10 protein-coding genes are annotated in these 12,686 nt (G+C 59.4%); all 10 read left to right on the top strand.

The window, feature by feature from the left end; genetic code table 11:
* Positions 1-213 precede the first annotated feature (213 nt).
* The 10 genes from SH809_12575 (at position 214) to rlmD (ending at position 12,657) form a co-directional block, all read left to right on the top strand.
* Positions 214-1,563: a GWxTD domain-containing protein gene (locus SH809_12575; protein ID MDZ4700534.1), complete on the top strand. Its 1,350-nt coding sequence runs from the start codon at positions 214-216 to the stop codon at positions 1,561-1,563.
* 36 nt (positions 1,564-1,599) lie between these two features.
* Positions 1,600-2,550 (top strand): methionyl-tRNA formyltransferase, encoded by a 951-nt coding sequence (gene fmt / locus SH809_12580; GenBank protein MDZ4700535.1) that lies wholly within the window; start codon positions 1,600-1,602, stop codon positions 2,548-2,550.
* A gap of 208 nt (positions 2,551-2,758) precedes the next feature.
* Positions 2,759-3,970 (top strand): hypothetical protein, encoded by a 1,212-nt coding sequence (locus tag SH809_12585; protein MDZ4700536.1) that lies wholly within the window; start codon positions 2,759-2,761, stop codon positions 3,968-3,970.
* A gap of 145 nt (positions 3,971-4,115) precedes the next feature.
* Positions 4,116-5,111, top strand: a complete 996-nt coding sequence (locus SH809_12590) for a MoxR family ATPase (GenBank protein MDZ4700537.1) — start codon at positions 4,116-4,118, stop codon at positions 5,109-5,111.
* Between the two features lie 13 nt (positions 5,112-5,124).
* Complete coding sequence (gene hprK / locus SH809_12595; protein ID MDZ4700538.1) at positions 5,125-6,141, top strand: HPr(Ser) kinase/phosphatase; 1,017 nt, start codon at positions 5,125-5,127, stop codon at positions 6,139-6,141.
* A 481-nt stretch (positions 6,142-6,622) separates the two neighbouring features.
* On the top strand, positions 6,623-7,600 hold the full coding sequence (locus tag SH809_12600; GenBank protein ID MDZ4700539.1) for a M23 family metallopeptidase: 978 nt from the start codon (positions 6,623-6,625) through the stop codon (positions 7,598-7,600).
* Positions 7,601-7,844: 244 nt separating this feature from the next.
* Positions 7,845-8,063 (top strand): DUF2795 domain-containing protein, encoded by a 219-nt coding sequence (locus SH809_12605; GenBank protein MDZ4700540.1) that lies wholly within the window; start codon positions 7,845-7,847, stop codon positions 8,061-8,063.
* Positions 8,064-8,285: 222 nt separating this feature from the next.
* Positions 8,286-10,589, top strand: coding sequence for a BamA/TamA family outer membrane protein (locus tag SH809_12610; GenBank protein ID MDZ4700541.1), 2,304 nt, complete (start codon positions 8,286-8,288; stop codon positions 10,587-10,589).
* Positions 10,590-10,601: 12 nt separating this feature from the next.
* Positions 10,602-11,225: a cyclic nucleotide-binding domain-containing protein gene (locus tag SH809_12615; GenBank protein ID MDZ4700542.1), complete on the top strand. Its 624-nt coding sequence runs from the start codon at positions 10,602-10,604 to the stop codon at positions 11,223-11,225.
* Positions 11,226-11,256: 31 nt separating this feature from the next.
* Positions 11,257-12,657, top strand: coding sequence for a 23S rRNA (uracil(1939)-C(5))-methyltransferase RlmD (gene rlmD / locus SH809_12620; protein MDZ4700543.1), 1,401 nt, complete (start codon positions 11,257-11,259; stop codon positions 12,655-12,657).
* Positions 12,658-12,686 lie beyond the last annotated feature (29 nt).

Consider the following 12,686-nt stretch of genomic DNA (forward strand, 5'->3'; position numbering starts at 1 on the left):
GACTGTTCAGTTGCGTAAATAGACGGTCCGACCGATCCATGGACGGACGGCGCGGTCGCCGACCCCATATTGTGCGCGAGCCTGAGAGCCGGCGTTTCCCGTTGTCGCATAAGAAAAACACGGCGCGCGACGTTAGTTGTATGGTAACGTCTGTACGGTCTGCTCTTTGCTGCGTAAGCGTATTCGGCCACGCTTATAGACGTATTCGCCACAATGCGTTTTCTTCTCGTTTCGCTGCTGCTGGTCCTCCTTGGGCTGCCCTTCGCCGGCAGCCCACGCGTGGGCTACGCCCAATCGACGCCGGCCCCTGGATTCAATGTAGACGTGGTGAGCACAAAAGCGCCCAACCACCCCGGTCAGGCGAGGCTCGATCTCTACGCGTCGATCCCATTTAATGCGCTCCAGTTCCTCAAGGCTGCATCCGGCTTTTCGGCTAGCTTCGATCTATACGCCGAGGTGCATCGCCTCGATGATCGGAACGAAATCCAGGCCCTCGTGGAAAATCCCGCCTGGGAAGCCACCGCGCAAGCCGAACATTTCACCGCCACCCAGTCGCCCCTCAACGCAGCGCTGACGTCTCGCTCCATCTACCTTGAACCAGGGCGTTATCGGGTACAAATCCAGGTGCAGGACCGTGCCAGCGGGATACAGATGCGCCAGGAGCTGATGGCCGAAGTGCGGGATTTCTCGCCGGCCGTTACCGTCAGCGATCTGATCCTGGTCAACGACTTTAGCGCCTCCACCCAGAGCATCGTCCCCCGCGTGTCCGATCGGCTGACCGTGCAAGATGAGTCGTTCAAATTTTTCTACGAAGTGTATGCCGACACGCCGGCGGAAGTCCGTGTCGAACGCGTCGTCATCCGGACCCAGAAGAGCAAGACCCTGCCCTTCCTGGGCTGGTTCCTGCGTCGCTGGCGGGATGAAGAGCCAATCGGTGAGGTGGCGTATCACTACGATGCCGTCGTCGGGCTTAAAAAAGGACGCAACCCGATCGTGGTCACGGTGCCGCTCCAGGATTACGAAGTGGGTGAGTACATTCTGAGAGTCGCCCTGCGCGATGCGGATGGCCGCGTGGTCGACCTGGCCGAACGCGCCGTATCCTTGCTGGAATCCGAAGCTCGGCACAACGGCCGCGATATCGATGAGGCGATCGATCAGCTGGCCTATGTCGCCAAGGCGCGGGATCTCCGATACATCCGGGAAGGCACGTCCAAGCAAGAGCGCTTCGAACGCTTCATGGCATTCTGGCAGAAACGAGACCCCACGCCGGCTACACCCGATGCCAATGAGCGCATGGACGAGTACTACCACCGGATCGACTTCGCCAACCGACATTACGCCGGCCAGACCGGAGGCTGGCAGAGCGACCGGGGCCATGCCCTGGTGCTTTTTGGGGAGCCGGACGAAGTGGAGCAGGGCCAGGCGAACGCGGATGTGAAGCATCCCTATGAGGTGTGGCATTACCGGCGGATTGGCCGGCGCTTTGTCTTTATCGACGACGTGGGCCGGGGTGAGTTCAGGCTCATCAGCCCGCCATGGGACGAGCGTTCATCCATTCGGTAATAGCGCACCCGTTGGGGCGTGGAGCAGAGCGAGCGCATGCATGAAACGTCGCGGGAGGCCGAACCTCGAATCGTCTATATGGGAACGGCCGCCTTTGCGGTGCCCGCACTCGAACACCTGTGCGAGGCCGGCTACCGCCCTATCGCGGTGGTGACAGGCCCCGATAAACCCCGAGGCCGTGGCCAGCAGATCTCCGTCACCCCCGTCAAGGCAGCCGCTCTTCGCCTGGGGATCGATACCCTCCTGCAACCGGAACGCGTGAGTGACCCGGCCTTCGCCGAAGCCGTGCAGGCGCTCCACCCGGACATCATCGTCGTGGTCGCGTTCCGCATCCTTCCACCGGCTGTGTACACCGCGGCTCGGCTTGGCGCCTTTAACCTTCATGGTTCTCTTTTGCCACGCTACCGCGGCGCGGCTCCCATCCATCGCGCCGTCATGGCCGGCGATCATGAAACGGGCGTCACCACCTTTTTCCTGGAGGAGAAGGTAGATACCGGTGGTATGATCCTGCAGCGAACGATGGCCATCGGACCGGATGAAACGACGGGTGAAATACACGATCGCATGATGCAGCTGGGCGCCGAAGTCGTCCTCGAAACCGTGCGGCGTATCGCCAACGGCACGGCGATCGTAGTCCCGCAGCGGAATGAGGAAGCTACGGCGGCGCCCAAGGTCTTTACGGAAGATGGCGTCATCGACTGGAGCCGGCCGGCTCGCCAGGTGCATAACCATATTCGAGGACTGTCGCCCCATCCCGGGGCGTGGACAAAACACGGCGATACCCTGTTAAAGGCGTATCGATCCCGAATCGCCGCAGGCGATGGCTCCCCGGGCACCGTGCTGGAAGGGGGGCGCCGGCTCGTGGTGGCTTGCGGGGAAGGCGCTGTCGAACTGCTGGATGTGCAGCAGGAAGGCAAACGCCGGCTTCCGGTCCAGATCTTCCTGAATGGGTACGCACTTGCCCCGGGCGATGTGTTCCATGCATGAGCTTTGGGTAAATTCATCGCGTCGACCCGGTAGATTAGTCCGGCCTGTTGTAAGGTACTGTTCCTCCGGCCGCCTTCGCGCGTTGTCCCGCGCCCACCCATCCTGCGTGGTCATCGCCCCTGCGTAGCATCGGTCGACGGTTTCGTCGCTCGTTCGATTCATTGCTTGATTTGTCAGTGTTGTGATGTCCACAGGCCTGTCTCGCCCCATGCCCACGCGTCCCGCCGCCCTGTTCGCGTCGTACGAGCGCGCGTTCCAACGCATGCCAAAGCGGGAACGCCTGCGGGCCGATCAACTCACCGATCGGGCAACGCATCTTCTGGAGGACCGGCTGGGCGCACGCCCGGGGACGGTTCATGCCGGCTTCGCTCATGTCGGATTCGGGCTCTTCGCCCAACATACCTGTTTCGTGGACGGCGGTGCAGCGCTGTTGTCGCTGTCCCAGGGGACTGCCGTCGCCCTGCGTCGTGTGGGTGATGATCCCTCGGAGATCGCCGGAGAGGACCCTGGCCAGCGTTTCCTGGTAACGACGGACGAACCGTCTTCACCTGCGCCGATCTGGGTGCGACTCATCGCCGCGATCTGGCGCCGCGTCGCCGGCCAGACGGACGGCGTCCAGGCCGCCGTGGTCACGACCGTTTTTCCAACCTGCGTCGAGCCGTATCTGGCGTCGCTGGCCGTTGCGGCGATGCGGGCCATGCATGCGGCCTGCGGCCTGCCGGCGACTACGCCGATTCCGTATGCGGCCTTGTGCACCGTCATCAGCGAATTGATCGATGGTCCCTATAGCGTGGCCTATCTCATGGCCGCCGACGCAGGCTCCGTCGATACGATCGTGTTGGTGAATACGTTGACCGCTGAGCGTCGAAACGTGGCTATTCCCGGGGGCGATGCCATCTGCTGGGGAATCGTAGATGTGGGCTCGATGGCTCCGCTGGGGGAGGAAGCCTATCGGAATGTGGAGACGCTGGCGAAGGAAGCGCTGGCCATCCTTAAGGAAGGGCCGCATCGCGATTTGCGATCGCTGACGCTGCTGGATTTTAGATCCCTGAACCGGGCGCTGGCCGGGCTGCCAAAGCGTCTCCGGCCCGTAGTGCGGTTTCTGGTAGGGGAGTCTCATCGTGCGCATCATCTGGATACCGCGTTGCGGCGATCAGACTGGCAAGTGGTGGGCGGACTGCTGTTCTTTTCCCACGCATCGCTGCGCGAAGAGTGGGCCGGCACCAATGCAGAGATCGATTTTGTCGTCGAAGCGGTGGAATCACGCGGGGGAGAGGGGATGTACGGGGCCTGTCTCACCGGGCGAGGGGGCTGTGTGCTGGTGGTCGGTCAGCGGTACGCCGTACCAAGTTGTGTGGAACGTATCAAGGAGGAATTCCTGGAACGATTCGGGCGTGAACCCCGCGCCATGCTGCTTTAAGGCGTGGCGAGGGGAAACATCGACTGAATCGAAGGATTCTAGGGGATGATTTTTGTCGCCCGGAGACCTACGTTATCGCTGCGATTCGGTCGTTGCCGGTTCGCGCGCATGGTTCGCTCCTACTCACCCAAAACCTTCAAGTAGTATGGCCTCATTCGATCTGGCCGTTGTGAACGAACGCATCGCCCAGGAAAGTGTCTTCGTGGATGAATTGCTCACCGAGATCGGCCGGGTAGTCGTCGGGCAGCGGTACATGGTGGAACGGCTGCTCATCGGGCTGCTCGGCGACGGACATGTGTTGCTCGAGGGTGTCCCGGGGCTGGCCAAGACGTTGACGGTGAGCTCTCTGGCGCGCGCCATCAGCACCAACTTCCAACGTATCCAATTCACGCCGGATCTGTTACCGGCGGACTTGCTGGGCACGCTGATCTACAACCAGCACGAAAACGTCTTCAGCATCAAGAAAGGGCCGATCTTCTCCAATATTATCCTGGCGGACGAGATCAACCGCTCGCCGGCGAAGGTGCAGAGCGCGCTCCTGGAAAGCATGCAAGAGCGCCAGGTCACGATCGGGGAGACAACCTTCAAACTCGAAGAACCGTTTCTGGTCCTCGCCACCCAGAACCCTATCGAGCAGGAGGGGACGTATCCGCTTCCCGAGGCGCAGGTAGACCGGTTCATGCTCAAGATCAAGGTGGGCTACCCGTCGCGCGATGAAGAACTGGAGATCATGCGCCGCATGGCCCGAACGGGCGAACGCGCCACGGTCCGTCCCGTCATCAAACCCCAGCAGATCCTGTCCGCCCGCCTCGTATTAAACGACCTGTATATCGACGAGCGCGTCGAGAAGTATATCGTGGACCTGGTCATGGCGTCTCGCCAGCCCGGACAGTATAAGCTCGAATCCCTGACCCCGCTCATCGAATACGGCGCTTCCCCGCGCGCTACGATCAACCTCAATCTCGCCGCTCGCGCCCACGCCTTCTTGCAGCACCGTGCCTACGTGATGCCCGAAGACGTGCGCTCGATCGCAATGGATGTACTCCGTCACCGCATCGCCCCGACCTACGAGGCCGAGGCGGAGGAAGTGACGAGCGAGGATATCGTGCAGCGCATCCTCGATAAGGTCGAAGTGCCCTGACCCCAGGCTCAATATGCCACATACTCCGCAGGTGTTTAAGAAGGAGAGTCTGACCGTCGAATTCGTCGTCGAACAACTCACCACGCGTATGGGGCTCGAGATCACCGCTGTTAATGCGGTGGACGCCTCGAAACGAAAGATACAGGAGAGTAATCTGCATCGCCCAGGTCTTGCACTGGCGGGGTATGTCGACCTCTTTACGTACCAACGGGTCCAGATCCTGGGTAACACCGAAACGCAGTACCTGGGGCATCTAAAGACATCCCGCCGGAGAGAAGCCTTCGATCATCTGATCCAATTTCCCATTCCGTGTATCTTTCTCACGGAAAACAACGAGCTCGATCCGGAGCTGGTGGAGATGGCGACGAAGGTAGAGGTGCCCCTCTATGTGACGGCTACCCCCACCACTCGCTTCATGTCCCTCCTGGGCGAGTTCTTGAACGATCAGTTCGCGTTGCAGCAGCCCGTACACGGATCCCTCGTTGCGGTGTACGGCATCGGCCTGCTGATCACCGGGAAGTCCGGCATCGGAAAAAGCGAGGTGGCGCTGGACCTCGTCGAACGCGGCCACCGACTGGTAGCGGACGACGTCGTGATCGCTACAAAGCAGGGCGAACAGATCGTGATGGGTTCTGGAACGGACCTTGTGCAGCATTTCATGGAAGTGCGTGGCCTGGGGCTCGTCGACGTCCGCGCGATGTTCGGCATCCGGGCGATACGCTTCCAGAAACGCATCGAGGTGGTGGTCAATATGCAGCTGTGGGACCCGGACGAGGACTACACCCGCATCAGCATGGTAGACGACACGTTCCCGATACTGGGCGTCGAGTTGCCCCTCGTCAAGGTGCCCATCACCCCCGGCAAGAACATCACCGTCATCTGCGAAGTGATCGCGATGAATCACTTGCTCCGCCATTATGGATACGACCCGGCCGAGGTGTTCGCCAAGCGCCTCGCCGACCGAATCCGTAAGAACGAGTCGACGATGCCCCTGCGAGGCATCGAATATTTCGAGCACGATTACGAATGAAGGGTCGGCGCCGAGCGTCGGCGGAACGTATCTCCGACACTGAAGTTTGGCAGAAAAGAGATACGATGGTGATGGATTTGACACGATTCCAGCGCCATCTTTCCGTTTCGTGTCGCACGAAGGGTCTCACTGTTGACAAGGGATGGCCGCGCTCCTATATTTCCTGGGCCAGAAAATAAGCGGAGTCAGATGCACTGGGTATGTACACATTCTCATTCTTGCTACTCCTTGTTCGATAGTGGACTATCCCCCACAGGTAGTCTGGTATCTCATAGTAAGCTTAAGTGAACAGACGCCCGGCCGATTGCCAGTGTAATTCGATGTACACCACGACTACAATCGCTCGGTCAGGCCGATCTGATCTTCAAGTTCTCGAAGAGGCGTTTGCTCCCCGGATTCGTCAAGCGAGCGTCCGTGATACCTCTTCCTGCTGTGAGCATGCACTGGATTCGAAGTCAATGGCGGGATAAGCGTTGTTCTTATGGCAAAAAATAAATATTATTACTACGACGAACAGTCATTTTCGTTTGTCGAGTTGAAGCCAAAAAGGTCGAGGCTGATCAAACAGGGCGGTATCCTCTTCTTGATCGCACTCGTCATGGCAGGCTTCCTGACCTACGGGGTGGACCGCGTCGTAGGTACTCCAGAGGAACTTGCGCTCATCCACGAGAACGCCGTTCTTCAGGACCAACTCAACACGGTGCGGCAGAAGATGTCCGACTTTTCGGCTCAGCTGGACGCCCTCTCCCAGTCCGATCAGGAACTCTATCGAACCATTCTCCAGGCCGATCCAATCCCCGAGGATGTCCGCCAGGTGGGTGTAGGTGGTACGGAGGCGTATAACGAATTTAACGGGTTCAGCCCGAGCACCAGCGAATTGCTCCGTGAAACCGCCTCTCAGTTGGATCAGTTGGAGCGCCAGATGAATCTCCAGAACGAAAGTTATCGCGACCTGGCGAATCTGGCTGAAAAACGGAGCGACTGGCTCGCGCAAATGCCGGCCATCCTCCCCGCCGAAGGTCCGCTCGTCTCCGGACACGGCCAGCGTTTCCACCCGATTCTGCGCATCAACAGGATGCATCACGGCATCGATATCCTCGTTCCACGTGGTACACCCGTACATTCCTCGGGTGACGGCGTCATCCTGGAGGCCGGCCGGAATTCAGGATTTGGTAAGTATGTCAAGATCAAGCACCCCGTTACCGGCTACACTACAGTTTATGCCCACCTCTCCGATATCCCCACGGAGATCGTTCAGGGCCGGCAGATCAAGCGCGGGGAGAAAATCGGATACAGCGGCAACACGGGCTTATCCGCCGCCCCACACCTTCACTACGAAGTGCGTGGCACCGATGGTCGATCGGTTAATCCTATCTACTTCTTCCTGCCCAATATGACGCCCGAACAGTATCGGGAGATGTTCGCCGAAGTGGAGGCTACCGAAAGCTCCCTGGACTGACCGGCGGATGAACGGGGCATACCCGGGGTGTCGTACTCTCCTCTCACCGGCTATTCGGAACACACGCTCCGCTTGCGCGTGCCTCGCCTGAGTACAATCAGGCCGGACGGGTACCGCACTAGCGCAAGTGGCGTGTTGCATTTATACCCTTTACGTCCTATCGTGCTTCCCCGGAGCGATTCGTTCAACTTGCTTCCGATGCTGTCACTTACTCCCACGTGTACCATTAGCTGAATTGCCGACCATGTATTGGACCCTGGAATTTGCCTCCTACCTGGAAGACGCGCCGTGGCCGGCTACGAAGGACGAACTCATCGATTACGCCGAACGGACAGGCGCCCCCATCGAGGTCATCGAAAACCTTCGCGAGATGGAGGATGACGGCGAGCCTTACGAGAGCATCGAAGAAATCTGGCCCGATTTCCCAACGGCGGACGACGATTTCTTTTTCGAGGAGGAGTAGCGGCGCTTGTGTCTGAACGTTATCCAGATAGCCGTCGTTCGCCTTATTATACGCTCATCCGTTCTCTCGTTCGTTTTCGGCGTTTATTCTGCTCACCGCCTTCGAGGCCTCGCGGTTCTCCTACACCTTTCTCTTGTGTGGGTCATTGTCGCCGGCCCGGGTTTGCTCCCTGCTAACGCCCAACCGCTCCCCGACCCTCCCCAAGAGTCGGATCGAAGTATCGTGTCTCGTGTTCGCTTCAGGGGCAATAGCGTCTTTACCGCAGATCAACTCGATGCCCGCGTTCGCACCCAGGCCAATCGTCGTTTCCTTCGTATTCCGGGCTTCACCTGGTGGCTGTGGCTCCATCAACTCGGTGCGTCCAATACGCTCGGACGTCGCCTGGGTCGCGCGCTAATCGCTACGGGCGAACCACCGGCCTACCTGGATACTACCGTTCTCCAGCAGGATGTGGAGCGTCTGATCAACTCCTACCGTCAGGAAGGCTACCGCCAGGCCGAGGTGCATGCACGGATCGACACCCTGGCGAACGGACGTCTCGACGTGCACTTTCTGGTCGACCAGGGACGCCCTACCTACATCGGCACCGTCTCTTACGATGCCGAGGACCTGGGGCCGTCGCAGCAGGAAGCGCTGGCCCGCCAGTCGATCTTGAAACCCACCAACCTCCGTGTCCGTGGCGATACCCTCTCGTTTCTGCCCGATGGTCATTTGTTTACCGTACCCGCGCTGCACGAGGAACGCCGGCGAATCCTTACCTTCCTACGCGACGAAGGTTATGCCTCCGCGACACGGGATTCCATTCGCGCCATCGTATTCCCCAGGGCAGAGGATACGCTCGATGTAACGTTCGTCATCAAAGCCGGCGAACGTTTTATGTTCGCAGACGTCTTCTTTGCCGTGAGCGGACCCGAACAGGCCGCCGCACTCCGCATCGATACCTTGGCCGTTCTTCCGTCTGACAGTGCCGGTATCGTGGTTACACAGATCGAGGGTGATCGCCGGCTTCGCAGCGGTCTGCTTCGCCGCTCCCTCCAATTCGCCCCGGGTGAATGGTATAATCAGTCACTCGTCCTGGCTACCAAGCGCCGGCTGGAAGGCACCGGCGTCTTCGCCTACACGCGCATCGAAGCCCTGATGAGCGATACGACCCACACGATCGGGGTCGAGGGCACACGGCTTCCACATCGGATCGAGTTGAGAACACGCGAGCGCCATCAGATGCGCTTCGAAACGTTTATGCTCCAGCGAAATGGGGTGCTTTCTACATCCGACAATGAGTTGGGTACCGGCCTGGGGGTGACGTACGAGAATGCCAATGTCCTCGGCCGCGGCGAACTGCTCCGCATCAATACGACCGGCTCGATCGCCGGCGACGTGGACTCTACGTTTTTTACCTCGGCGCAGGTGGAGGTATCAGCCTCCCTCACCATTCCCTACCTGATTCGCCCCTTCCATCGACTGGAAGATCTATTCGATCTTTACGACGCCCGCAGTCAACTCTCCCTCGCATTTCTGACCGCGCGCCGCGAACAACTCCGCCTCGTGATCCGTGGCCGAGGATCGGCCCGCTTCCGCGTCGAAATGCAACATAATCCAACGCTTTACACCTTTCTGGACGCCTTTGATCTTACCCTGAGCAATCCGGACACCCTGATCGGTTTCAAGAAAAACTTCCTGGACCAAATCGTCGAGGCCATCGACGACCCGGTCCAACGCGCGCAAATTGAAGAGGACTATACCAAACCCCAGATCAATAGCGCGCTCCGGTATTCGTTCCGGTCTGCCAATGCGAATCCCCTCCGACGCGATCAGGGATATAGCTACGAGGGATCGTTTGAGATCGGAGGCAATCTCCCGTACCTGATCGACCGGTACATCGCCACGCCCGATACACTGGAGGGCCGGCTGCCAGGCCTGGGCCTCTTTAAAAGCAGCTCCACGGACAACAGCCTCATCTACCGGCAATACATCCGCATGGGGGCGGACTTCCGGCGTTACAACCCGATGAATACCCGCTCGATCGTGGCCTGGAAGGTGGTCTCAGGTTTTGCGCACCCCACAGGCAATGCCGACGTCGTGCCATTCGACCGCCGGTTCTATAGCGGCGGCGCGGCGAGCGTCCGCGGCTGGGGCTTGCGTGAACTGGGGCCGGGGCGAAACCAGCTTGATTCGAGCAGCCCCATCCTGGGTGGCGAAATCAAACTAGAGGCCAGTGTGGAAGTGCGTAACATCATTATGTATGACGTGCTCGCTGCGGACTGGATCCTGGCGCTCTTTGGCGACACCGGAAACGTTTGGATCGGGCCGCGCAACCCGGGTGGACCGGTCGGCCGCTTTCGTTTTGACTCTTTCTACCGTGAATTGGGCGTGGGAGCGGGTTTTGGGCTGCGTTTGGCCTGGGAATATCTTATCGTACGATTAGACCTCGCTTATAAAGTGCACGATCCGGCGCGTGGAGGAGGCTTCTTCGATCACGCGTTTAATGAATCCAGGCTCCACTTCGGGATCGGACACGCATTTTGAACACCTTTGCCTATGCAGGAAATCGAAACGATACGCGCCCGTGTGGATCGCTTCACCCACACGCTCCGTACGGCCTACCAGCGAGCCGTCCAGCCTTCGGAGGATCCACGGCCCCAGGCTACCCTGAAAATACTCCGTCAAGTGCCTTTGCTTCAGGGCTTCGGCCGGCCCGAGTTGAAAGTCCTCTCCGAAGCGCTGCACAGCCGGGAATACAAACCCGACGAGTTCATCTATCGCGAGCGCGATCCGAGTCTCGGGCTGTACTTCGTGGAGCATGGGAGTGTTCGATTTTATGTGGAAGAGACAAATGGCGCCCTGCAAGAACTTCGGACGATCCACGAATACGGGGTGTTTGGCGAGCTGGCCGTGCTCGGCGATTTCCGCCGGCTCGAGACAGCCCAGGCTGTCAAAGAAACGCGCGTACTCGGCTTTTTTCGCCCCGAGTTGAAGTATATGATGAAACAACAACCTCGTATTGCCGCGCTACTTCTGCACGCGCTGGGAGGGTATGTAGCCGCTCAATATATCGCGTACAATCGGGCGATCGCGGAGAAAGAAGGCCGCGTGGTTGCCATGAAAATGCAGGATCTCGCCGTTCAGCGTAGCGGGGCGCGCCTGACAACACCGGGGGGCTGATGCCTCGATCTACGACCGTCCTGTAGGAACCGTGAAGAAGCAAGAAGAGATTGAAGTTGTCATCGAGAAGTTTGCCGATCGCGGCAAATCGCTCGCGCGCGTACAAGGTGTGGTCCTTTTTGTCCCCGGTGTCGTGCCGGGGGACCGCATTCGTGCCCTCGTGATTCGCAAAAAACGGAAACACGCCGAGGGGGTGATGCTCGAACTACTCGAGCCCAGTCCGCTCCGAACGACGCCCCGTTGCTCCTACTTTGGCGTTTGCGGTGGCTGTAAGTGGCAACACGTCGAATATGCCGCCCAGCTGGAAGCGAAGCGGCAAAGTGTGGTCGATGCCCTGGCCCATCTGGGCGGATTCCGAGATATACCCGTTAACCCAACGATCGGCGCGGACCCCATCTATTATTATCGTAATAAGATGGAATTCTCCTTCAGCGCCGCGCGCTGGCTCACGGCGGATGAAATTGCCTCCGGGGAAGCGTTTGATACCCGATTTGCACTGGGGCTGCACGCGCCGGGCAACTTCAGCAAGGTCATCGATCTCGCGACGTGTCACCTCCAATCTGAAGACAGCGTGACACTGGTCAACCTCATCCGTGAGGTAGCGAAGGCGAACGACTGGGAGCCGTGGGACATCCGTAAACAACACGGGTATCTGCGCCATCTGGTGATTCGTAACGGCCAGCGAACGGGAGATCTGATGGTGAACCTGTATACGAACGGATATGAGCCGGAGCGGATTGAACGGCTCGCCATGGAAATAAAAGCCCGCGTGCCGGTGGTGACTACATTTGTAAATAGCATCCATACGGGGCTGGCGCAAGCGGCGCTGAGTGAAGCCACGCATGTGATCTTCGGGCCGGGTGTCATCCATGATATCATCGGAGATTTTCGCTTTGAGATTGCTCCGAATGCGTTCTTCCAGACCAATACGCGTCAGGCCGAGCGGTTGTACGAGGTGGCGCGACAAAGCGCTGCGTTGAAGCCGGACGATCTGGTGTACGACTTGTTCTGCGGCGCCGGCACTATCTCGATCTTCGTCGCTCGCGACGCCCGGCAGGTAGTCGGCATCGAAGTCGTGCCCGAGTCGATCGCCAATGCCCGCGCCAACGCTGCCGCGAATGGGGTCCAGAACTGCTCGTTCGTGCTCGCCAATCTGGGGAAACTCAGGCTTGATCATGTCGTGGAGAAACACGGCGCGCCAGATGTGGTCATTCTGGACCCGCCGCGTGCCGGCCTGCACCCGGATCTCGTCCCCCAGTTGGCCGGCCTTGGCGCCCGGCGCATCGTCTATGTGAGCTGCAACCCACAGACCCAGGCGCGGGACCTCGCGATGCTCGGAAACACCTATCGCATCACCGACGTGCAACCGGTCGATCTCTTCCCGCATACCCATCATATCGAAAACGTAATCGGTCTGGAGCGTAACGACTGATTACGCGTGGTCTGGAATCCTTACCCACC

It is taken from the genome of Rhodothermales bacterium (genome assembly GCA_034439735.1).
GTDB lineage: Bacteria > Bacteroidota > Rhodothermia > Rhodothermales > JAHQVL01 > JAWKNW01.